General features: G+C 43.8%; 17 protein-coding genes, 1 tRNA gene and 1 pseudogene. 10 read left to right on the top strand and 9 right to left on the bottom strand.

What is annotated here, in order from left to right:
- Positions 1 to 844: 844 nt before the first annotated feature.
- Positions 845 to 1,726, bottom strand: coding sequence for a single-stranded DNA-binding protein (locus RDO37_RS01945; protein ID WP_308497931.1), 882 nt, complete (start codon positions 1,724 to 1,726; stop codon positions 845 to 847).
- 291 nt (positions 1,727 to 2,017) lie between these two features.
- Positions 2,018 to 2,689: a single-stranded DNA-binding protein gene (locus RDO37_RS01940; protein ID WP_308497930.1), complete on the bottom strand. Its 672-nt coding sequence runs from the start codon at positions 2,687 to 2,689 to the stop codon at positions 2,018 to 2,020.
- Between the two features lie 629 nt (positions 2,690 to 3,318).
- Between RDO37_RS01940 and uvrA the strand changes: the two genes are divergently transcribed.
- Positions 3,319 to 6,429, top strand: a complete 3,111-nt coding sequence (gene uvrA, locus RDO37_RS01935) for an excinuclease ABC subunit UvrA (RefSeq protein WP_308497929.1) — start codon at positions 3,319 to 3,321, stop codon at positions 6,427 to 6,429.
- Between the two features lie 231 nt (positions 6,430 to 6,660).
- Complete coding sequence (locus RDO37_RS01930; protein WP_308497928.1) at positions 6,661 to 7,137, top strand: DUF2750 domain-containing protein; 477 nt, start codon at positions 6,661 to 6,663, stop codon at positions 7,135 to 7,137.
- A gap of 96 nt (positions 7,138 to 7,233) precedes the next feature.
- On the opposite strand, the gene RDO37_RS01925 is transcribed toward RDO37_RS01930, so the two are convergent.
- From RDO37_RS01925 to RDO37_RS01900, 6 genes and pseudogenes are all read right to left on the bottom strand, one after another.
- Positions 7,234 to 8,313, bottom strand: a complete 1,080-nt coding sequence (locus RDO37_RS01925) for a hypothetical protein (RefSeq protein ID WP_308497927.1) — start codon at positions 8,311 to 8,313, stop codon at positions 7,234 to 7,236.
- A gap of 451 nt (positions 8,314 to 8,764) precedes the next feature.
- Positions 8,765 to 9,019 carry a lipid asymmetry maintenance protein MlaB gene (locus RDO37_RS01920; RefSeq protein WP_044121479.1) on the bottom strand — a complete coding sequence of 85 codons (255 nt, stop codon included), beginning with the start codon at positions 9,017 to 9,019 and terminating at the stop codon, positions 8,765 to 8,767.
- Positions 9,020 to 9,040: 21 nt separating this feature from the next.
- A complete protein-coding gene (locus RDO37_RS01915; RefSeq protein WP_027939329.1) occupies positions 9,041 to 9,682 on the bottom strand; it encodes an ABC transporter substrate-binding protein in 642 nt (213 codons plus the stop codon).
- Between the two features lie 410 nt (positions 9,683 to 10,092).
- Positions 10,093 to 10,557, bottom strand: a pseudogene (mlaD, locus tag RDO37_RS01910) (outer membrane lipid asymmetry maintenance protein MlaD); the annotation flags it as partial.
- Positions 10,558 to 10,650: 93 nt separating this feature from the next.
- Positions 10,651 to 11,424: a lipid asymmetry maintenance ABC transporter permease subunit MlaE gene (mlaE, locus tag RDO37_RS01905; protein WP_027939328.1), complete on the bottom strand. Its 774-nt coding sequence runs from the start codon at positions 11,422 to 11,424 to the stop codon at positions 10,651 to 10,653.
- A complete protein-coding gene (locus tag RDO37_RS01900; RefSeq protein ID WP_308497926.1) occupies positions 11,424 to 12,290 on the bottom strand; it encodes an ATP-binding cassette domain-containing protein in 867 nt (288 codons plus the stop codon). The genes mlaE and RDO37_RS01900 overlap by 1 nt, the downstream gene beginning before the upstream one ends.
- Positions 12,291 to 12,978: 688 nt before the next feature.
- Between RDO37_RS01900 and RDO37_RS01895 the strand changes: the two genes are divergently transcribed.
- The 8 genes from RDO37_RS01895 to RDO37_RS01860 all read left to right on the top strand — a co-directional run bounded on the left by RDO37_RS01895 (position 12,979) and on the right by RDO37_RS01860 (position 22,414).
- A complete protein-coding gene (locus RDO37_RS01895) occupies positions 12,979 to 13,947 on the top strand; it encodes a KpsF/GutQ family sugar-phosphate isomerase (protein ID WP_273324919.1) in 969 nt (322 codons plus the stop codon).
- Positions 13,948 to 13,972: 25 nt separating this feature from the next.
- Positions 13,973 to 14,575, top strand: coding sequence for an HAD hydrolase family protein (locus RDO37_RS01890; protein WP_308497925.1), 603 nt, complete (start codon positions 13,973 to 13,975; stop codon positions 14,573 to 14,575).
- Between the two features lie 608 nt (positions 14,576 to 15,183).
- Entirely contained in the window at positions 15,184 to 15,756 is a 573-nt protein-coding gene (gene lptC / locus RDO37_RS01885) for an LPS export ABC transporter periplasmic protein LptC (protein WP_273324924.1), read from the top strand.
- Positions 15,737 to 16,252, top strand: coding sequence for a lipopolysaccharide transport periplasmic protein LptA (lptA, locus tag RDO37_RS01880; protein ID WP_273324927.1), 516 nt, complete (start codon positions 15,737 to 15,739; stop codon positions 16,250 to 16,252). The genes lptC and lptA overlap by 20 nt, the downstream gene beginning before the upstream one ends.
- A 310-nt stretch (positions 16,253 to 16,562) precedes the next feature.
- Positions 16,563 to 17,288: an LPS export ABC transporter ATP-binding protein gene (lptB, locus tag RDO37_RS01875; protein WP_308497924.1), complete on the top strand. Its 726-nt coding sequence runs from the start codon at positions 16,563 to 16,565 to the stop codon at positions 17,286 to 17,288.
- Between the two features lie 10 nt (positions 17,289 to 17,298).
- Positions 17,299 to 19,068 (top strand): RNA polymerase factor sigma-54, encoded by a 1,770-nt coding sequence (gene rpoN / locus RDO37_RS01870; protein WP_308497923.1) that lies wholly within the window; start codon positions 17,299 to 17,301, stop codon positions 19,066 to 19,068.
- Between the two features lie 803 nt (positions 19,069 to 19,871).
- A complete protein-coding gene (gene hpf / locus RDO37_RS01865; protein ID WP_027939321.1) occupies positions 19,872 to 20,153 on the top strand; it encodes a ribosome hibernation-promoting factor, HPF/YfiA family in 282 nt (93 codons plus the stop codon).
- Between the two features lie 1,088 nt (positions 20,154 to 21,241).
- A complete protein-coding gene (locus tag RDO37_RS01860; protein WP_308497922.1) occupies positions 21,242 to 22,414 on the top strand; it encodes an MFS transporter in 1,173 nt (390 codons plus the stop codon).
- A 371-nt stretch (positions 22,415 to 22,785) separates the two neighbouring features.
- Here the strand turns inward: RDO37_RS01860 and RDO37_RS01855 are convergent.
- Positions 22,786 to 22,861: transfer RNA gene (locus tag RDO37_RS01855), tRNA-Asn, on the bottom strand.
- Between the last annotated feature and the right edge of the window lie 18 nt (positions 22,862 to 22,879).

Here is a 22,879-nt window from a genome sequence, read left to right as displayed (position 1 = left end):
GCAAATGAGCATACGTAGTGCTACTAGCTCTGATGGCCATAGAAGCGATAAGACATGAGCCTAAGTCGAGCTTCACTCTAAGGGCTCTTTAGTGACTTAACTAGTCGTCACAAGCCTCTTTGAGCTGTCTTATGCTTAAAATTCTTTCACACACCAAAGAGTTAACTTAAGTGCAAATTTTGAGTGCCGCAGATATGGAATGTAATCTAAAAAGTCTTATGAGCTAAGCTACACTGACTCTCAATCAATCGTCACAAATATATAAGGCACGTTGATTACTAGACAGCCACAATCTGCAAAAGTTCGTAAATTTGAACAAAATCTTCAGCATTTACTCATATTTTGCGAGCAAAACGCCTTAATCTCAATCAAATTAACCTTTATTGCACGGTTGTAAAGTATAGCACATCGCATTATTTGTGCAGTCGATAATTACCGTAGAACCGCGATTTTTTGCTAATTTGATCCATAAGTTCACGATGCTGATGACAAAGAACTATCACCATCAGATAAAACGTAAGTATTTTTGAGTAAATTAAGCCACATAAATGCACTTGACTCTGTCTTTGGATTAGAAGAAAAATTATCCATATCGCCCTTAATTGAAACTTCATCTGGTTAAATGCATCAAGCTAACAAATAAGAGCAACTGCTCATTCTAATGCCATTTGTATAACTTAGCTTTTAAACGCAACAGGTCGTAACTTAATGCAATTAACAAATCAAAAGGCCATACCCATGTAAATAGGTATAGCCTCTTGATTACAAAGTCTCTGAGACTAGCTAGGCCTTTTAAGCTAGATGACTCTAGTTGCAGGCTAACTTAGCTAATCCATCGATTTTTTTAGAACGGTACTTCGTCGTCAGTATCATTATCAACTGGTGGTACAGGAGCTGCTGGGGCAGGAGAAGACATTGGAGCAGATGGGGCTGCTGGAGCATCGCCATATGGAGATGCAGATGGAGCTGCGCTTGAACCATATGGTGAGTTATAGCTGCTATCAGCACCTGGAGCGACTGCTTGAGCATTCATGCCCTGGCCAATAGATTGGTATGAAGGAGCTTGAGGTGCTGCCATCTGAGGAGCTGCACCCTGGGCATTGTTACCCCACTCGCCATAACCACCATTAGAGCCACCTGGGAAGCTATTGCCATTATTGCCAGTATCATTTGGGAAACCGCCGCGACCACCTTGTGGGAAAGAGCCAAAGTTATTGTTCTGGCCACCACGATTACCACCTTGGTAATCACCACCATTATTGTAGCCACCGCCTTGGTAACCATTGTTGTAATTACCACGACCACCACCTTGATAATCGCCACCGTTATTGTAGCCACCGCTTTGGTAACCGCCGCGATTGCCACCTTGGTAATCACCAGAGTTACCGCCACGAGAATCACCGAAGATAACCTCAGAGGCAATGATTTCAGTAGACTTTCTCTTGATACCAGAGTTATCAGTGTAGGACTGAGTTCTTAAACGACCCTCAACATAGAGCTTAGAGCCCTTGTGTACGTAGTTACCGATTACGTCGGCAAGACGACCCCAGGCTACTACACGGTGCCACTCAGGAACTTCTTCCCACTGTCCGGTCTGCTGGTTGCGGGTGCTTTCGTTGGTTACTAAGGTCACATTAGCAACCTTATTGTCGCCACCAACAGTACGGATAACAGGCTCATCAGCGATGTAGCCTAATAAAGTAACGCGATTAACTGTCCTTGCCATTTTTATTTCTCTAATCAGTACGCTAAAGAGATGTTAACAAGCACTACGCTTGCTCATCGCTCTATTGTAAAAAATCCTATTTCTCCCACTTTTCATGTTGCACACATGTCTTATGTCTGTGTTAGCGCTGTATAAAAACATGGGAATCATGGGTATACAAGATTAAGCTTGATAGCCCCTCTAACGTGGCTTAGCCGTGTAAGCCACGCGGTAAACTGTTGTTGACACCTACCCCAACACTTAAAAGCAATTTAGTTGGAGATATGCCTTGTGAAACTGTCCTATTGCCCTTTAGAACGGCAGATCATCATCTGACTCGTCTTGTGCTACTTGAGGTGATACTTGAGCAGGTGCACTACCACTTGATGCAAGCTCATGGCTTGGCTCATTAGATTTTGCATACGGTGCATCAAATGTATCTTGAGTCTGTTGCTTAGAAAACGCTGGCTCTGCTTGAGAATTAAAGGCCTCGTTAAAACCTACAGGCTTGAGATTATTACCATAGCTTTGCTCAGCTTGTGCAAATGTAGAATTGGTGCCATTGTCACCTGAAAAGTAATTGGCATCTGGTGATGGATAAGCTGAGAAGTTTTCTGTTTGTACGTTACCCTCTTGATCACGGCCTTTGCGTGAGTCACTTAAGATAACCTCGGAAGCTACAATTTCGGTAGTCTTTCTTTTCACTCCAGCACTGTCGGTATAAGAACGAGTTCTCAGACGACCCTCGACATAGAGCTTGGAGCCTTTGTGAACGTATTTAGCCATTAAATCCGCAAGATGTCCCCAAGCAACGACTCTGTGCCATTCAGGAACATCATCCCATTGACCTGTCTGGGCATTGCGAGTGCTTTCGTGAGTGACTAAAGTTACATTGGCAACCTTAGAGTTATAACTAAACTCACGTACCACAGGCTCATCAGCAATGATGCCCAATAAGGTAACGCTATTTACCGTTCTTGCCATACTTTTCTCTACATACTTACGCTCACAGCCTCTAAGACACACTCAAGAGTACATGCATAAATTACATCTACATAAGAGGCGCTCTAGCTTCTCTTGCGTTTAAACCAATCTTCATCCCATGTCCCTGCCTCAATATTTAGCAGCCTTTTGCTGGGATCATTTGTTAATTACTGCACTTAGCGCCACAAACGGGGAGTGATACTTGCAAAAGCCGTTGCTTCTAAGCAAAGCCAACCAAGTCTTTAAAAAGAGAACAAAGTAAGACTTTCACTTGAGAAGTAATTAACGCTCATCATATTAACCGAAAAGCACACAGAAATACTTTCTTGTGCATAAAGAAAATTTAGCCGCGTTCTAATCGCCTTTCTATAACCCATCGCCCTCATATCTTTATGTCTTACTAGCTCATCGTAATGCACTATCACATCGCTAAATTAAGACATTCAAACAATCAGTAATCAGTGAGTTTTTTCCTCTTAATCCTCGCTTTACGATCTTTTAGCGCGATGTTGAGATATATTGATGCACTGTCATTACTGCACCATTAACTACAACAGCGCCCGCTCAAAAAATAGCGCGCCTAGTACGGTAGCAGTAGACTTACTTGCAGACGAACGATATAAGTTTCCATGGATAAGATAGTCATTCGCGGTGCTCGCACGCATAATCTCAAGAACATCAACTTGACCCTTCCACGCGATAAGATGTGCGTGATTACAGGTCTTTCAGGATCAGGCAAGTCTTCTTTAGCCTTTGATACTTTGTATGCCGAAGGCCAAAGACGCTATGTTGAGTCTTTGTCGGCCTATGCCCGTCAGTTCCTGCAGCTTATGGATAAGCCTGATGTGGATAGTATTGAAGGCCTCTCTCCTGCGATCTCCATTGAGCAAAAATCCACCTCACGTAATCCGCGCTCAACTGTAGGCACTGTCACTGAAATCCATGACTATCTGCGTCTTCTATTTGCTCGTATTGGTATAGCAGTATGTCCAGAGCACGGTATTGAACTCAAAGCGCAAACTGTCTCACAAATGGTTGATCAAACCCTCGCTTATGCAGAGGGTACTAAACTTATGATCCTTGCTCCTGTAGTTAGAGGACGTAAGGGTGAGTATAAGCAGCTTTTTGCTGAGCTTGCCTCTCAAGGCTTTATCCGTGCTCGTGTAGACGGTGAGATTTGCGATTTAAGCGATCCACCCGATCTACAACTTCATATCAAACACCACATTGAAGTGGTGGTTGACCGTTTCAAAGTTAAGGCAGATATCAAGCAACGTCTGGCTGAGTCTTTTGAAACTGCTCTTAAAACTGCCGATGGCCTTGCCATGTTAGTGCCTATGGATGAGCACACTAAGGATGAAGAGATCATCTTATCATCGTCATACTCTTGTCCTGAGTGCGGCTACTCCATCCCTGAGCTTGAGCCACGTAACTTCTCGTTTAACAGCCCCCATGGCGCATGCCCTAAATGTGATGGCTTGGGCAAGCAAATGGTCTTTTCAGAAGAACGTGTCGTGCCTGATCCTAATAAGTCTATTGAAGAGGGTGCGATTGCTCTGTGGGATAAACGCTCATGGAGCTTTTATCGTCTGTTAGTCCCTGCTTGCGATGAGGCAGGCATCGACATCTATAAGCCGTTTAAAGATCTCAGCCGCAAAGAACAAGAGATTGTGCTTTATGGCAATGCAGATACCAAAAAGGACTCTGATCGCAGCTTTATGGGTGTGATTGGATACTTTGAGCGCCAGGCTAAAGAAAGCGACTCTGAGTCTTATCAGGCACAGTTACAAAACCTCATGAGCACCAAAGTATGCCCTGAATGTCATGGTGCTCGTTTAAAACATGAATACTGCCATGTCTTTGTTGGAGGCAAATCTCTCCCACAAATCAACGACATGTCCATTAGCGACTCTTATGAGTTTTTCTCGAGCTTAAGTTTAGGTGAGCAAGACTCCACAATCGCTGAGCGTATCTTAAAAGAAGTACGCGAACGCCTCATGTTCTTAAAGAACGTGGGTCTTGGTTATTTAAATCTATCTCGATCAGCCGATACCCTCTCAGGTGGAGAGGCTCAACGTATCCGTTTAGCTAGCCAAATCGGTGCTGGCCTAGTAGGCGTGATGTATGTTCTCGATGAGCCAAGTATTGGTTTACATCAACGAGATAATCAACGCCTCTTAGATGCCTTAGCAAGACTCCGTGATCTTGGTAATAGCGTGATTGTGGTTGAGCATGATGAAGATGCGATACGACAAGCTGACTACATTGTAGATATTGGACCAGGTGCAGGAGTTCACGGCGGTAACATCGTGACCATGGGCTCACCTGAAGAGATCATGAAATGTGAGCAGTCCTTAACTGCAGATTACCTCACGGGTCGTAAGCAAATTGCACTGCCTACAGTGCGTCATAGCGGTCATGGCTTTTTACGCTTGTCTGGCTGCAAGGGCAACAATCTTAAGAATGTCACAGCCTCATTCCCAGCTGGCTGCTTTATCGCAGTAACCGGTGTCTCAGGATCAGGCAAGTCCACCTTAGTAAATGACACTTTAGTTCCAGTCGTTTCATCACACATGAAAGGTGGCGAGACCATCCGTGTCGATCAGGCCTTTGACTGCCAGAAAGTTGAGGGTGTTGAGCTCTTTGATAAGCTCATTTGTATTGACCAAAGTCCAATTGGCAGAACCCCACGCTCTAACCCTGCTACTTATATCGATCTCTTTACCGGTATTCGTGAGCTCTTTGCTATGACTCCAGAGTCACGTGCCCGTGGTTATACCCCTGGCCGTTTCTCCTTTAACGTTAAAGGTGGTCGTTGTGAGGCTTGCCAAGGTGATGGCACCATTAGAGTTGAGATGCACTTCTTACCTGATGTGTATGTGCAATGTGAACAATGCAAAGGTAAGCGCTATAACCGTGAAACTTTAGATATTCACTACAAAGGCAAGAACATATCAGAGGTCTTAGATATGACAGTAGAAGAGGCTCTAACCTTCTTCGAGGCTGTACCTAAGATCCGTCGTAAACTCCAGGCTCTTATGGATGTGGGTCTGTCATACATTACCTTAGGTCAATCAGCACTTACCTTCTCTGGTGGTGAAGCACAGCGTATTAAGCTTGCCAAAGAGTTATCAAAGGTATCTACAAAGAACACCCTGTATGTTTTAGATGAGCCTACCACTGGTTTACATTTCCATGATGTAAAACAGCTCTTAGATATGCTCATGCGCCTGAGAGATGATGGCAATACTGTTGTAGTCATTGAGCACAACTTAGATGTGATTAAGTGTGCTGACTACATCATCGATCTTGGTCCAGAAGGCGGCAGTGGCGGCGGACAAATCATTGCTACCGGCACCCCTGAGCAGATTGCACTTAACGATGCCTCCTTTACCGGCCAATTCTTAAAGCCAATCTTGCTTAAGGCAGGATCTATCGACGCACAAGGCAACATCCTTACTCAAGGCACCACAACAGATGAGTCCAATACCAAAGTAGATAGTACCGATAGCACCTCTACTACTAAAAAGACTCGTGCTAAGCCAAAAGCCAAGCCAAAGGCTAAGGCCAAGTCCACTAAAAAAGCAGAGGACGAAGCTAATGAGGAAAATGCTGTAATAATGTCTCCTGAGGAACTGCACAAATCAGCAGCAGACGCGCTCTTTGGCTCTACTGAGGAGGAGGATAAGCCTAGCAAGCCTAAAACCCGTCGCAAGAGCAAGAGCTCCCAAGACGCCTAGTAAGCTTGCCTAAACTATATAGCCCCTCAGCATTAATAGACGTCGTTGCATTACAGATGCATATGGTTAGTTTGACAGAGCATCTGATTCGATATATGTCTAAGATCGCTACTGTGGGCTATAATTGTTCAATTGCTAATGTGCAAAGCGCTATAAGCTTACACATATAACTATTCATTATCAGCACGCCTTAAGCTCGTTTGGCGGCAGGCATTTAGAAGGATACTTATAATGGAACTTACCGAACAAATGTATAACGCCGTCCTCGAGTTGGACGATGATTACCGTCAGTTCTTCTGTCTTAAGAACTGCCAAGAGCAAAACGTGGTCTACATCCTCAAAGAGAAGGGTGATGAGGGCATGCCTTTAATGTTTGAGGACGAGCCTGTTGAGGGTGATGATGAGTTCACCTACCACACTTTCCTCCCAATCTGGTGCCACCCTCGTTTTGTTGAGCATTTTTTAGATAATGCCGACGATAACACTCGTGATAACTACGAGATGGTAGAGCTTAAGGTTGATCTGTTCAAAGACAAATGGGGTCCATCCTTAAAGAGCAACTCCATTGCTCTTGCTCTGCTGCCTTTACAGCAGGATAAGAACTTCAACATCTGCCCAGCTGACATTTTCTCCAATGAAAATGCAGCCGATGCAGCCGCTAAACTTGCCATGGCTATCGACAAGGTAACTGCTGCTGATATGGGTTAATAGCCGTATGTGAGCAACGTGGTGCTTAAGTTTTAGAAAAAGAAAAGGAGAACGAATGTTCTCCTTTTCTTTTTTTCTAGATCATAAAGCTTGTAGCTACTGCTTATCGAAATACTTAACTTTTTGTCTTTCGCGATACCACAGCTGCCAGGAATTAACCACGTTCTGCCACAAGATATAACAGCCTGGAGCAATAGATGAGGCAGGGCTTAAGTAGGCAATGGCGATCCAAATACCAAAGACCATGTTCTTTTGACCTAAACCTTGACCAGCACTAATACGCTGCCCCTCTAAGTGACCAATCAGTTTGCCCAAAGCAAATTGTAAAGCAGTAGCAACTAAGCCGACCACTGCGAGCATGGTTAAAGTCATGCCATCTTCAGGAGAATTCATTAAATTAGAGCATGCAGTAGCTGAAATCGTACTTAAAGTAAAAGCCCATAAGTAGAAGTTAAACTCCTTGAGCTTAGTGGCGATAAAACGATTTACTGGCTTTACACAATAACGCAGGAACTGAGCAAGTACTAATGGCATCACGATGAGCGGGAAAGTGCGCATCATGATCTTAGAAAATTCCTCAATAAAACCGCCTTGGGCTGCTGGAGAGATGAGAGGGAAGATAAGCGGAATGCCGATAGCCGCTCCTAAGTTGCTAAGCAGGGTATAAGTAGTTAAGGAGCTCTCATCACCACCAAGCTTGCCAGTAATTACAGCTGCAGCAGCGGCTGTTGGGGTAATCACGCACACCAAGAAACCCTCAAGCTCAAGCCTAATTGAGGTGCTTGGATTAGAGGCTATGTAAAATGCGGTTAGCGCTGGAATGCCTATTTGAATAATGACCAAAATGATATGCCAGCGACGAGGCTTCATCTTGGATATTTCAACCTTGCTAAAGGCAAGGAACAATAGCATAAAGATAAGGCCAGGCACGATTGAGTCAAAGAAGTTTTTGAGCGGGTATTTGATCGGGGCTAAGAACTCTACATAGTGAAAGAGAAAATAAGTGCTTACACCTGTAGAGATAGCCACAGCCAAAATGTTTAGACGGATGTAATACATAAGACGCTGCAGTCGCACGTAACTGCCACGCTCGTTTAATTGAGCCTCGATCTTTTGCACTACACTTGGATCTGCATGCCCCTGAGCCTCGCTCTTTGGGCTATCTTGTTTTGTCATGTGATTAAATCCTTATGTTGCAGCATCCTAAGCTAAACCATAGTAGACCTATTGTCTAACGCTACACTTTAGTAAGCCACCTGCTCGTAAGTACCTAAATTTGCGTGCCAATAATAGAACAATATCGATGTTTATGCGATTCAAATGACAAACATTGCCAATAATCAACTACCACTGCACCACACAATAGCTATATTGCCTCAAAGATGGCTCTTTCTTGCATAGCACTTAGCTGGCCCAATGAGTACAGCATCTAACGTGGCAGCGATGCCACCTCTCGGTATAGCAGCTATGCTGCGTCAATGAGTACAGCATCTAGCGTGGTAGGGATGCTTTGTAGCATGAGTTGGCATCTAAAAGATAGGCGCGGGCGCTGATTAAATGAAAAAGCCCTGACGGTTTAGGTCAGGGCCTTTGATAAAAGATAGGCAATGCTTCTTAATATCAGTATTTAATCGTCAGCCATCTCAAAGAGTGGTTCAAGATGGAATGTCTTGACTAAAGCACGCACGGTGCTTGATGGATGACGTAAGGTGAGCTTGTGGTTGTCTTTACTTTTAGCCCACTGAACTAAAAAGGCAATGCCAGATGAGTCGATCGCCTGATTATCCTTAAGTTCAGCTTCACTAAGAACAAAGATCTCATCACGTCTTTGCCAGAGCTTGGCTACCTCAACATGGGTCAGTCTAGTTAAATCAGGATTCATAGATCTCACCTTAACGCAAGATTACTTGATTGCTTCAGTGCTGCCAGAGGCATTGTGCTTGTTAATAAGGTCAGCAACACCCTTAACACCGCGCTCACGGATAAGTGGGTTTAACTCGCTCTCCTTAGCTGAAAGCATGGAAATACCCTCAGATACTAAGTCGTAAGCACGCCACTCAGAAGTCTTGGAGTTCTTACGGAGCTTGAAGATGAGCTCAAGATCTTTCTTGCCAGCTTCACGAATTAAGAACTTAACATTTACCTGAGTAGCATCAGCAGATACCTTCTTGTACTCTGGTGCAACTAAATCCTGGTTCTTGTATAAAGCTAAAGCATCTGCAAATGAAGAAACGATGTACTCAGCAAAAGCGTTGCTAAATGCATCACGATCCGCAGCAGAGGCCTTCTTTGCGTAGGTGCCCATTACTTTGTAAGCAGCGTAACGAGTATCTACATAAGGAAGCAGATCATTACGTACTAAGTCCTTTCTAAAAGCAGCATCGCTAACTTTATCCTTGTTCTGCTGCAGCTTATTGAAAGCCTGATCTGCAACCTCAGTCATCATCTTGAAAGGATCTTTCATATCAACTTGTGCAGCTGAGGCAAAGGATACTGTGAATAATGATGCGCACATCATTACACAGGCTAATAACATTTTTCTCATTTGATCACCCTTACTTTAGTTTGACCGCAATATGCTTACTGCGGCCGCTTTCATTGATCTTGTGGGCTTTTTAAAGCCTCAGCAACATCAATGTATCGTTATGCATAAAAGAGCCTGAAAGCTAGGCTCTTTCTTGATTCTTACAGCACAGCTAGTAAGAGGCACTTGGCAATTAAAACGCACATGCGTATCTTTGTGTAAATGTGCTTACTTAGCTTGCTGATTGCTTAAACGGTTGCTTGCTAGCAGCTAGCTTGCTACTGGGCTAACTGCTGAGTAGTCTGCAGTTGCACCATCTTCTGAGCCTCTTCTTTACCAAGATCAATCTCTGAGACATCAACGTCGTGAGTTTCGATGTCATCAGCCTTGCTCTTTGAGGCTTGCTTGTCTTTCTCAGCTGAGTCAGCAACAGAGCTGTTGTACAGGAACTTAGAGATAAGATCTTCTAAGATAACGGCTGAACCGGTATCCATGATCTCATCACCGTTCTTAAGATAAGTTGAACCTAAGTCCTCATCATAAAAGCCTGGAGTCAGTGCAATGTACTGCTCACCAATAATGCCTGAGGTTAAGATGGATACCTTAGAGTCTGAAGAGAGCTTGTCGTAACGAGACTCAATGGACATTTCAACCACTGGTAGCAGATCTTCTTGATCTAAGTAGATCTTATCGACGCGGCCAATTACTACACCACCAATACGTACAGGGGCGCGTAACTTTAAAGAGCCGATATTGTCAAAACGGGCTGATACAGTGTAGGTATTAGAAGAACTATCTAATACTAAGCCTGCAACCTTTAAGGACATGATTACGGCAGCAACGATGCCGACCACCATAAACAATCCGACGCCAAACTCAATTTTGCTAAACTTCATAAAAATTCACCGCAGCTTGTGGTGCCTATATAAGAGGGAGAAACCATATCTCTAAACTCTTTTAGCTACTGCGGGCCTCAGCGTAAAAATCCGTTAAAACATCAGTGCTGTCAGCACAAAATCTAAGCCTAAGATAGCTAGGGATGACTGAACTACAGTAGCAGTAGTAGCTGCAGAAATACCCTCTGAGGTAGGCTTAGAGTCATAACCGTTAAATAAAGCAATCCATACGCAGGCAATAGAGAAAATCACTGCCTTGATGAACATGCAGCCAATGTCGTCGACAAAATCAACTGAAGCCTGCATGCCTGACCAGTAAATGCCGTCATCTAAGCCTAGCCAATCGACACCTACCAACTTACCGCCGTAGATGCCTACTAAGCAGAAGAGGACAGAGAGTAAAGGCATAGAGATCACACCTGCCCAAAAGCGAGGTGAGATGATGCGTCTTAACGGATCTACAGCCATCATCTCCATAGATGAAAGCTGCTCAGATGCTTTAAGCTGACCAATTTCTGCTGTCAGTGCAGAGCCTGCACGTCCAGCAAAAAGCAGTGCAGTAACCACAGGGCCAAGCTCACGAATGATAGCCAGAGCTACTAATGGGCCTAAAGAACCTGTAGCCATGAAGTCTTTAAGGATGTTAAAACCCTGAAGACCAAGCACCATGCCGATGAACAGACCTGAGACCAAAATGATGATGACAGACTGCACACCAACAAAATAGATTTGCTTAATGAGAAGCGGAAAATGCTTACCAAAGTCTGGTCTACCCACGAGCGCATGGTAGAGCATCAAAGTCGAACGGCCAAGTGAAGTAATCTTACCGGTGGTATAACGTCCGATCCTGCCAATAAAATCAAACATTACAGATCCTCCAGATAGTCACGCTCTGCCTTGAGGCGGAATGCATAAGGACCGTCGTAATCGCCATTAATAAACTGCACGACCTTTGGATCTGAACTATTGCGCACTTCATCTGGAGTACCAGAACCAATCACATGACCATCAGCCACAATGTAGACCTGATGGGCAATAGAGAGCACCTCAGCAACATCATGGGTAACGATGATAGAGGTAACGCCTAAGTACTCATTAATGTCGGCAATGAGTTTTACTAAGACCGCCATAGTAATAGGATCCTGACCTACGAAAGGCTCATCGTACATGATGAGTTCAGGATCAAGTGCAATGGAGCGCGCTAGTGCAGCACGACGTGCCATGCCACCAGAGAGTTCATTTGGCGAGAAGTAAGCTGCACCTCTTAGACCTACAGCCTCAAGCTTCATCATCACAAGATCATGAATTAAGACCTCAGGAAGCTTGGTATGCTCACGCAGAGGGAAAGCAACATTCTCAAAGACGTTTAAATCGGTAAACAAAGCACCACTTTGAAAGAGCATGCTCATGCGTTTGCGCAGATCGTAAAGCTCTTTACGTGGTAACTTATGGATATTGATACCGTCAAACAAGATCTGGCCTTCATCTGGTGTTAACTGTGCGCCAATTAATCTTAAGAGCGTAGTTTTACCAGTGCCTGATGGGCCTAAAATTGCTGTGATCTTGCCTCGAGGAATATCCAGGGTCATGCCCTTATAAATTTGTCTGCCAGCATAAGAGAACGATACATTCTCTACCTTAACGAGGCTATCTGAAGGAGCCTTGCAAGTAGAGGCAGCATCTTGACCACAATTACTGGTCGTCTTAGGCAGATCCGAGTTTTGTATACTCATCATGGACACCCTTAACAGGTAAAATGTGCGCTGATTCTAACACAGCATGATGCGCTTACCTGAATAAAGGCAAGTAGATAGAAACAACGAACAACACCTAAATTTGTTAGCTAAATTCGTTAATCTTTAAGCGTCTTTTCATCTATAAACCAAGGCAATCTTGTTTGATGAGTGCTTAAGGTTATGGCTTTAAATTAGCTAACATGTGCAATCTCACGCTCTTTGTTTAAGAGCATGCGATGGCTTTAATAAGCTTGGTTTAAACTGCCTGTATTTTTATGACAAAACCACAGTCAGCTGCTGTTCTTTGACGTTTAATAAAACGGACGAACAGACTTATGTAGCTTGCCATACAGGGAGCGCATATTGTGCTACTAATTATACTTATGCTAAAGGCAAAGCTTAGATTAATGTCTGTATGCATCAAATGCAGCTATAATGTTATGCTCATTGCAAAGCTCATCGTTAACATGAGCTTAACAAATAAAACCCTGATAGAACTTAGCAAAGTCGTTATATTATGTAACTTTTGCTGTGCAAAGGCTAAACCATAGAATATAACCTGAACAAGACTATCAATAAGATGCACTGTGCACCTTAAATGCACAAACTTTTTGCTAATCTGTTCGTTATGAAGCGATAACTATAGGCTATGGATCATCACCATATATATGCCTAGGAGACAAAGATGTTACACGAGACATGTATTCAAGCAGGCAAGCGCGTTTTACAAGAAGAAGCTGCAGCAATCCTTGAGTTAGTCCCTTCTATCAATGAAGACTTTGCTCGTGCATGTGACATCTTATTAAAATGCAAAGGTAAGGTAGTCTTAACTGGCGTAGGTAAATCAGGTCATATTGCCACCAAGATCGCCTCCACCATGGCATCAACAGGCACGCAAGCTTTCTTTGTTCAAGCCGGCGAGGCAGCTCACGGCGACTTAGGCATGATCGGAGATCAGGATGTAGTTATTGCTATCTCCAACTCCGGCGAAGGTACCGAGCTTAAGATCATGATCCCGCTACTGCGCCGCCGCAAAATTCCTCTGATCTCCATTTCTGGCAATTTAGAGTCTTCTTTAGCTAAGGCCTCTGATGTGGCTCTTAGCGCCCATGTAAGCAAAGAAGCTTGTCCGCTTAATCTAGCCCCAACCTCAAGTTCTACAGCAGAGCTTGCCATTGGTGATGCTCTAGCCATTGCCCTTTTAGAGGCTCGCGGCTTTACCGAGCGTGATTTTGCTATGTCTCACCCTGGCGGTGCTTTAGGCAGAAAGCTCCTCGTTCGTTGCCAAGACATCATGCATACAGGCAATGAAATTCCTTTATGCTCAGATAAGGTCACTATCAAAGATGCTCTTTTAGAGATGACTGCTAAAAACCTCGGCATTGTTGCTGTAGCTGATGCAGACAATCACTTTGTAGGCGTGTACACCGATGGCGATCTGCGTCGCACCTTAGAAAAAGAGTTTTCTGTAAAAGACGATTTAAGCAAGGTAATGACCCACGGCGGTATTAGTGTTAAGGCTGAATGTCTTGCTGCAGATGCTTTAGCCATCATGCAAGATAAGAAGATCAGCGCCATGATTGTTACAGATCAAGACAATAAGATCATCGGTGCTTTTAATATGCACGATATGCTTCGCGCCGGAATCATATAAGCAAGCATAGTTCTAAGGGGACAGTATGAGTTTAACTGAGAGTGTATTCCATACCTTCTATCAGGACTTAAGCGCTGAGGTTGCTCATAAGCTCAGTAAGATCAAGCTCGTGGTATTTGATGTAGATGGCACCATTACTGATGGTGGTATTTACTTAGATAGACAGGAAAACGAGCTTAAGAAATTCAATGGTAAGGATGGCATGGGCATAGCCTTATTGCACTATGCCGGTATCCATACGGCTCTTATCACAGGACGTGACTCTCCTCTTACTCAGCGTCGCGCCAAAGAGATCAAAATAGAGCACGTTATACAAGGTATCGCCGATAAAAAGGTAGCCTTAGAAGAACTCTTAGAGAAGCTTAATCTTTCTAAGGATGAAGTAGCTGTCATGGGCGATGATGTCAACGATATCCCGCTCTTTGAGAACGCTGCTGTTTCTGCATGTCCTAACGATGGTTATCACTACATGAAGAAGATCGCTACCATTGTCCTTACATTAGATGGTGGTCGTGGTGCTGCACGTGAGTTTTGCGATCTCATTATGATGGTTCAAGGCAAGATTACCGCTGATGGCCGTCCTTTAGTAGCCAAGGAAGGAATTAGCTTCAAGCCGGGTGCGCAATAAAGACCCAAACTTCAATAACTTTACAAACTTCAATCACTCCACTACCAACAGCTCTCAAAAATCCACTCATCTATCCTAAACATGAGGCAACCTCATGTTTAGGTTGAATCACGTCTTGAGTCTATTCACACAACTGTTTTGCTATCTAAGCAAAGAGTGCAGCCTTAAATTTTCCTTGTGTGCCTAAAGGCATGCAGTGCCCTTCCTAATTTTCCCTGTCTAAACTATTTAACTTTACAAACCTGTCTAGATTTGATGGGTCAAAATAGTGCAGTAATTATGCTAATACACTAAATCGTAGGCTAATTAACAATCATATTGCTTACTTTTGTAAGACGAGTTGTACTGATATTTGCGCATGAGCACAAGTTTGATCAAATTTGCGGCCTGCACGGCAAATTTTGGGCCAATTTTTAGAATAAATAGGCTAGAATGTTTGACTGTTTTCAAGGCTGCCTCAATTAAACATAGCGCTGTTTTTATCTTGGCTAGCTGTTGTGATTTAGCCTATATAGGCTAATCGTTGCTAGTTAAGAATAATGATGTAGGCTCGCCTTGAGTGGTATTAGCTATCAAAGATTTTGGCATTTAATGGGAAGTAATTCTTAATGGGCGTTACTTTAAGATCGATCATCATTGCTGCAATGCTGACTGTTTTAGCAGCTCTGTTGTATCACTTCTCTGGCTTGAAAGGCAGACTGAGCAACGAAGAGATCTCCAATCTCTACCCAACCTTTGTTTCTAAAGGCTTAAAAGCTGAGCTCTACGATCAAGACGGACATATAACCCATTCCATGACAACAGATGAGCTTAAATACCATGAAAACAAAAAGCTCTTAGAAGTCACTGGTATTGATGGTGTTTTCTACGATAAAAACGACGATGGCTCAGCCAAAAATGGCTGGAGGATCAAGGCTAAAGAGGGCGTGATGGTGCATGACAACTATGCCGATTTACGAGGCAATGTCACCGTTAGTCCTTTAGATGTAGACACCTCAGAGATCAAACAAGTTAGTACTAAGAGCGTGCACTTTGACATTAAAAATAAGATCATCAGCTCTAAACAGCAGCTGAGTATCGAAGGCACTAAGTTTACTAACACAGGATCAAATTACGTTATCGATCTGAACAAGAAAACCATAGTAATCAAGGACAAGCCTCATGTGGTCTACAATCCGTAAGATACTGATTACATCTGCAGCTCTTGTAGCTTTCAATAATGCATATGCGTTATCTACAGATAGTAAGCAGTCAATCAACGTTCAATCAGTTGAGCAAAGCGCTGATCTTCAGGCAAACAAGATCGTGTTCTCTGGTGATGTAGAAGCAACTCAAGGCTCTATTAAGCTCACCGCTGATAAAGTAGAGATCATCAGAAATGAAAATGGTGACTTAGAGTCTATCATCGCCTATGGTTCTCCAGTTAACTTCCAACAACAGCAAGATAACGGCAAATACATCAAGGCTCGTGCCCGCACTTTAAGCTACTACCCTCAAAAGACTAGCATCATACTGCAAGGTCGTGCTGTAGTCTGGCAAGGTGAGTCAAAGATGACCGGCGAGCGTATCGAGTACAACATTAACTCACAAAAGCTGCGTGCTGTGAACAACAACAGCCAAGGCGGTCGAGTATCGAGTACTTTTGTGCCAGCTGACTTCAAGAAAGATAACAAGTAAAAAAATAGATGCTAGCTTATAACAGCATCTAAATTTGCTAGATCTTGAGATCTGTAAACACGAAATTTACGTGGCTACAGGATTAAAAAACTAGCAAAGATCCAAGCAAACTCCTAATAGCGAGCTTAGGAATTTAAAGCAGTTTGCATGACTAAGTTTTCTCTTAGTTTTTGGAGTTAAAGTTTTTAAGCTCTTTTATCTTAGTAGTTGTAACAAAGGTAGACATGTCCATTTGGCTATACCCCTCAACTGCATGAATAGAGCTTTAATTAAGCAGCGGTATTAACCGTGGCAATAAACAGGTAACAAGATGAGTCTTTTACAGGCCAACCACCTTAAGAAAACCTATAAAGGACGCGTGGTTGTAAATGATGTAAGCCTCTCCATCGAGAGCGGTTCTATTGTTGGTCTTTTAGGCCCAAATGGCGCAGGTAAAACCACCTCGTTCTATATCATTGTGGGCATTATCTCCACTGAAAATGGCAATGTCATGATCGATGATCAGGACATTACCCACTTACCAATGCACAAGCGTGCATTAGCAGGACTTGGCTACCTGCCTCAGGAAAACTCCATTTTCAGAAAGCTAACTGTAGAAGAAAACATCATGAGTGTGCTTGAACTGCAAAAGCAGCTTAACAAGCACGAGCGCCAAAATAGACTCAACGAGCTTATTGAGGAGTTCCATATTGAGCACATTGCTAAAAGTGCTGGCATGGCTCTCTCTGGTGGTGAACGTCGTCGCGTAGAAATCGCCCGCGCACTCGCTGCCAACCCTAAATTTATCTTGTTAGATGAGCCTTTTGCTGGAGTTGACCCAATCTCCATTTCTGACATTAAGGACATCATCACTCACCTTAAAAATAGAGATATCGGTGTATTGATCACTGATCATAATGTGCGTGAAACTCTTGATGTATGCTCCAAAGCCTACATCGTAAATGCAGGCGAGATTATCGCTAAGGGTAGCGCACAAGAGGTGCTTGAAAACAAGAAGGTACAAGAAGTGTACCTCGGTAAGAATTTCTCTTTATAGGAAAACTTTCATGGCTGGCTTGAAAACATCTCTGCAAATGAGAGCAGTCCAGACACAGACCTTAACTATGACTCCACAGCTGCAGCAAGCAATTCGTCTGCTGCAATTGTCGACTCTAGATCTGCGTCAGGAGATTCAGCTTACTATCGAAAAAAATCCACTTTTAGAGATTGATGAGTCTATCGCTAACTCTAATGTGGACTCGCTTGACGAAATGGCAGAAAACGAGCGTCGTGCCAATGATAGCGAGATCTTTGATCCATTTAGTAATGACGCCTCTTACCAAGGTGCGGACATTGATATGTCTGGCTACAACGAGCACAACGAAGTTGCCTCTGCTGGTGAGCTCATTGGTAAAGATAGTGAGTCACGCGCCGACTACTCTCGCTCACGTAGTGAAGATGACTACTCAGACTATGATCTAACTGGATCCAAGGCTAGCCAAGAATATCTTGATTATGGCTCTGACTATCGCGAGTCAGATGTTGATCTCTCAGCTGCAGATGATGCACTTTCTAATACTGCCCTGCCAGATAGATTAACTGAAGCAGCGATGGACCCTGGTGCCATCTCGACTTTATCTAACCACGATACATTAGCTAGAGATGATAGTGTCTCTGCTAAGTCACGCTCTAAAAACGGCATTACTGGCCTTAACACTGTCTATGAGGGTGAAACCGAAGAGGATTTACGAGATCACCTTACTTGGCAGCTTAACTGCTCTCAGATCCGTGGTCGCGATCGTGAGATTGCCGAGGCTATTATTGATGCTGTAGATGACTCAGGTTATTTAACTGAATCCCTTGAGGACATCGTCTCTGTAGTTATCGGCCGTTATCCAGATACCACAGAAGAAGATGTGGCCATTGTGCTAAAACTCGTACAGCACTTTGATCCATTAGGCGTAGCCTCTCGTACTGTACAAGAGTGTCTGCTCATTCAGATTCGTGAAATGATGCAGACCAATGTAAGCCAAGAGGTCTTGTTTGCTGAGTTAGTAGTCTCTCAGTACCTCGACATGCTCTCAAACCATGACTATCGTGGCTTGTGCAATCAGTTAAGCATCAAAGAAGATCTCTTAAAGAAAGTTATTGAGATCATCGTTTCATTAAACCCACGCCCTGGTAATACTGCAGTTAAGCAAAAGTCAGATTTCATCATTCCTGATGTCTTAGTCGTTAAAGATGAAAATGGCAATTACGATGTTGTCCTTAATCCTGACTCACTGCCACGCGTGCGTTTAAATGAACAGTACAAAGCCCTCTCTTGCTATGCACGCAACGAGCGTGAAAAAGAGTTCTTCAAGAGCAACCTGCAAGAGGCCAATTGGTTTATTCAAAGTATCGCTAAGCGTAACGACACCTTGCTCAAGGTTTCAAAATGCATCATTCAGCATCAGAAAGCCTTCTTAGATCATGGTGAGAGTCGTATGGAGCCTTTAGTGCTTAACGACATCGCTCGCGAAGTTGAGATGCATGAGTCAACTATCTCACGTGTGACTACTGAAAAGTATCTGTTTACCTCTCGTGGTACCTTTGAGCTTAAGTACTTCTTCTCTTCTCACGTTAGCACCGAAAGTGGCGGTACAGCCTCTTCAACTGCAATACGTGCAGAGATCAAATCACTCATCTCAAAGGAAAATCCACGCAGACCATACTCTGATAATCAGATCGCCGTGCTGCTTAAAGAAAAGGGCTATTGTGTGGCTCGCCGTACCATCGCTAAATACCGCGAGTCTATTGGTATCGGCTCTTCCTCACAGCGTAAGCGTCTTGTATAAACCATCGCCACTCAAAGCGGCACTAACGAGACGAAACGAAACACGAGACGAAACGCCACTACAACTCCCCATCGCCCCATTGTCAGCTAAAAACGAGCACTTTGGGGCCTATGCCCAAAACTACTTTGGGCATAAACCCCAAAGAGAATTTGGACATAGCCCCCAAAAAGAATTTGGGCATAATACCCTGCCTCATGAGTTTTAACTCATGCACCCCATCTAGACTAAAAAGATCACCACAACATCTTTGGATCATTTGAGTGAAAGTCGCCCCAAAAGATCACAAGATGGTATTAATACCAAGATCACCACAGGATCAATCAAGGATCACATATATTTTTGTCTTTGGCTTATATATGACTTTTGATTGCTGCGTTTTCCTAAGGCTTGTCCATGCCCTAGAAAAAAGCGTAAAGACCATTTCGGGATCTGCATCTAAGATTTGCTAAGTTTAAGACCCCATAAGGCTTTGATTTAGTTAATATGAAATCAAAGGTTGTCATGCAACTCTCTTACGGGCCCTCGACGAGCCCTTCCCCTTAATTTGACACCGTCGCTGACTATATTTTCCTTTTGAACAGTTTTGCGACTACGGGAGTCAAGTTAAGTAACCAGCTATCGAATTGTTCTGACAGAACCTCTTTAGCTTCTTTGCAGTAGGAACCACTGTTATACGTAGTCTTTTACTTGATACTGCTATGGATTGATTATTTTGGGACTGCGTAGTACCAATAGTACAGTAACGGCGGTGGACGTCGGCCACACTCTCGGTATCCAACTAGGTTGGGTTAAGGATCAGATATATGCAGATTAACATCCAAGGTGTAGGACTTAAAGTCACAGACGCTCTTCATGACTATGTTACAGAGAAGTTCACCAAACTCGAGCGTAAAGGCGATGTTATCACTTCCATTGCTGTTACCCTGACAGTTGAGAAGCTCCAGCAAATCGCTAAAGCAGACCTCAACGTTTCTGGCGGTACACTGCATGCCGAAGCTGAGGATGAGAGCATGTATGCAGCCATCGATGCCTTAATCGACAAAGTTGATCGTCAGTTAGTCAAGTACAAAGAGAAACACGAGTAACCGACGGGCATTTGCAGATTCACTTTCATAACAAAAGCCTTTGAGAGGCATGGCTACAGCGCCCCCTATTCCCAGAACTAGCAAGAGATTGTAGGAAAACTCTTGCATCTGACAACTCAAAGGACTTTTGTTCGTTACTAAACAGCAGAAATAACCACCCCAGGCTCAGTTGAGCCAACGATTCTGCTACAAAGGTTTAAGTTAGTAACCCGAGGCCCCGTAAGGCCTTATGCAGTAGAGCATAACCCTGGGCTGTATTAGCTAACAAGCGCTACTGCTACACACTTTTTGCACTCACCCGAGGCACTGCAGTTTTAGATACTGCCAACTAATGTAGCCTCAAAAAGTTGGATATAACCCCAGGCTCAGTTGAGCCATTTGCTCCAACTTTCAAGGACTTAAAGTACTAACCCGAGGTCTTGTAAGGCCTCATAACGAACCATTTGTTAGTAACCGCCTCAGACAGCAACCCCAACAGTATATTGTCTGATGGCCCCGTATGAGACTCGCCCACAACGCGGCTGAGCATACAAGAACCCATTTCCAACCAAGGGAAGCTCGCGAGAGCTCCCCACCCTAACACGGGAAAAAGGCCACTCATGCAGTGGCTTTTTTCATTTGTGCCGCCTGTAAAATTCCCATTCCCACACAATTGCTGCAAGTAGCGTTCAGTGTGACTTGTCAAACAGTAAGGCTCAGTTTTACTTGCCCAACAGTAAAGTTCAGTGTGACTTGTCAAACAGTAAGGCTCCGTTTTACTTGCCAGACAGTAACGTTCAGTTTAACTTGCCCAAAAGTTCAGCCATAATGCTTTAACAAGCGATCAGCAGGTATGTAAAGCACTATTAATCTATCCTAGATCTAAGTTCTTACACCTATGCCAAATGGTTTTCCAAGTTAACCTTTTGGTACTATGCTATTTATCTTGGAGGCGTATAATACGCCTTACTTTGAGGTTCGTAAGTTTAGATATGGGCATTAGTAAAGTGCACTCATGCGATCTTAAATCCCATATATAAGCGCCAGATAACCATGGCTTGCTGCCTTAAAGCAGCTTATTAATATAGCTCTTAGTGAGTTGAATTAAGATGAGTCAAACCGCTCGCATCTTGGTTGTGATCAGTCTTTTCTGGTTCACACAGTACATCTACGTCCCATATCAAACCCCATACCTACTTGCACAGAAGGTCAGTGCTGATTTTGTGGGCATGGTAGTAGGCTTCTACGGCGCTGTACCTTTCTTTACACGACTGTTTGTCGGCATTTTCTCCGACAGAATTGGCATGTATAAACCGCTGATTGTCTTTAGCTGTTTTACTGCAGCTCTTGCTTCAGTTATACGTTTATATAGGCCTGATGGCGTTGGTTTCTTGATTGCCAACATCATTTCCGGCTTTGCCTGCTCAGGCTGGATGTGCTTTATTCTCTTCCACACTAAGAACCTGACTAAAGATAATTTAGCCAGAGGCATGGGCTATGTGCTGGCCGCATGCAACATTGGCATCTTACTCGGATTCTTTGCCTCTGCTACCTTATATGAACACTTTGGTATGTTCATGATGTGCCTGCTCTCAGTAATTGGCGGTAGTAGTGCAACCTTAGTAGCCATTACCCTTAAAGAAAAAGATGAGCCTAATAAGGTAAAGCCTAAAGTACGTAATCTTCTTGAGGTTGTTAAGAACAAGCGCCTATGGTTCTTCTCTGTCATCGCGGTGATACAGCAAGGCATTTTAATGGGCACAGCCATGTCTTTTTCCAATGAGGTGGCCAACTCCTTAGGTGCAGCTCCTTGGCAGATTGGCATCATGACTATGACCATGACTGGATCATACGCAGCCTCATGCTTCCTCTCCTCAACCAGAATTGCACTACGTATAGGCCCAGGTATCTTAATGACCTTATCGCAGATTTGCATGGCCATGTACTGCATCTTGATGGTTAGCCTTGAGAATGTATACATGCTCATTCCAATTCAAGTTCTGCTTGGCTCTACTGGCGGTATGGTGTTCTCCTGGTGCTCTGCTGAGGCCATTAGTCAGATTGAGGCGTATCGTCGCTCTACTGCGCTTAGTATCTTCCAGTCGATGTTTGCCATTGGTATGACTGCAGTTCCTATCATGGCAGGCTACTTATTCAATCAAACTGGCACCTTAGACACTGCTTTCTTCTTCCAGGCTGCACTTGCCTTCTTAGGTGCTATTGCTACTGCTATCTACTATGCTCGCCGCAGAATGCTGCGCCGCGCCGGCAAAGAGTACTAGCAGGGCAATTAAGCATGCCATTCACAAGCAAATAAGCATACACAAGCAAAACTGGTCGCCTAAGCGGCCTGTTTTGTTTTAGGCATACACACAAAATACCTACCCTCAAAGCAAACATGAGCCGCCAATCCTATCTATACGTCTCAGGCAAATAATGGCTTGGAATTTAGGAGAGGCGAGAACAGCTGTTAAGTAATAGCTTTGGACGAAAGTTATTAGTTGCTTGCTTAGAGCGGATACAAAACGGCTTAAGGGCTTTGTATACAAGGCTTTTAAAGGATGGTTATGTAAGGATTAATGAGTGGAAAAGAATTTTGCAGGGCGCAGAAACGAAAAAATCAGCTCGAGGCTGATTCTTGATGGGGTTGTTTTGGCTCCTCCTACTGGACTTGAACCAGCGACATACGGATTAACAGTCCGCCGTTCTACCGACTGAACTAAGGAGGAACTCCAAAAACAGATTGT

Origin of the sequence: uncultured Anaerobiospirillum sp., from assembly GCF_902485895.1 — a bacterium.
Lineage (GTDB): Bacteria > Pseudomonadota > Gammaproteobacteria > Enterobacterales > Succinivibrionaceae > Anaerobiospirillum > Anaerobiospirillum succiniciproducens.
This window is presented reverse-complemented; position numbering and strand designations above follow the sequence as displayed.

Coding starts and splice junctions, on each gene's coding strand:
- hpf (WP_027939321.1), top strand. CDS start 19,872: ATGCAGATTAACATCCAAGGTGTAGGACTTAAAGTCACAGACGCTCTT.
- RDO37_RS01930 (WP_308497928.1), top strand. CDS start 6,661: ATGGAACTTACCGAACAAATGTATAACGCCGTCCTCGAGTTGGACGAT.
- RDO37_RS01915 (WP_027939329.1), bottom strand. CDS start 9,682: ATGAGAAAAATGTTATTAGCCTGTGTAATGATGTGCGCATCATTATTC.
- RDO37_RS01920 (WP_044121479.1), bottom strand. CDS start 9,019: ATGAATCCTGATTTAACTAGACTGACCCATGTTGAGGTAGCCAAGCTC.
- RDO37_RS01925 (WP_308497927.1), bottom strand. CDS start 8,313: ATGACAAAACAAGATAGCCCAAAGAGCGAGGCTCAGGGGCATGCAGAT.
- mlaE (WP_027939328.1), bottom strand. CDS start 11,424: ATGTTTGATTTTATTGGCAGGATCGGACGTTATACCACCGGTAAGATT.
- rpoN (WP_308497923.1), top strand. CDS start 17,299: ATGGCTGGCTTGAAAACATCTCTGCAAATGAGAGCAGTCCAGACACAG.
- RDO37_RS01940 (WP_308497930.1), bottom strand. CDS start 2,689: ATGGCAAGAACGGTAAATAGCGTTACCTTATTGGGCATCATTGCTGAT.
- lptB (WP_308497924.1), top strand. CDS start 16,563: ATGAGTCTTTTACAGGCCAACCACCTTAAGAAAACCTATAAAGGACGC.
- RDO37_RS01900 (WP_308497926.1), bottom strand. CDS start 12,290: ATGAGTATACAAAACTCGGATCTGCCTAAGACGACCAGTAATTGTGGT.
- RDO37_RS01860 (WP_308497922.1), top strand. CDS start 21,242: ATGAGTCAAACCGCTCGCATCTTGGTTGTGATCAGTCTTTTCTGGTTC.
- RDO37_RS01945 (WP_308497931.1), bottom strand. CDS start 1,726: ATGGCAAGGACAGTTAATCGCGTTACTTTATTAGGCTACATCGCTGAT.
- lptC (WP_273324924.1), top strand. CDS start 15,184: ATGGGCGTTACTTTAAGATCGATCATCATTGCTGCAATGCTGACTGTT.
- lptA (WP_273324927.1), top strand. CDS start 15,737: ATGTGGTCTACAATCCGTAAGATACTGATTACATCTGCAGCTCTTGTA.
- RDO37_RS01895 (WP_273324919.1), top strand. CDS start 12,979: ATGTTACACGAGACATGTATTCAAGCAGGCAAGCGCGTTTTACAAGAA.
- RDO37_RS01890 (WP_308497925.1), top strand. CDS start 13,973: ATGAGTTTAACTGAGAGTGTATTCCATACCTTCTATCAGGACTTAAGC.
- uvrA (WP_308497929.1), top strand. CDS start 3,319: ATGGATAAGATAGTCATTCGCGGTGCTCGCACGCATAATCTCAAGAAC.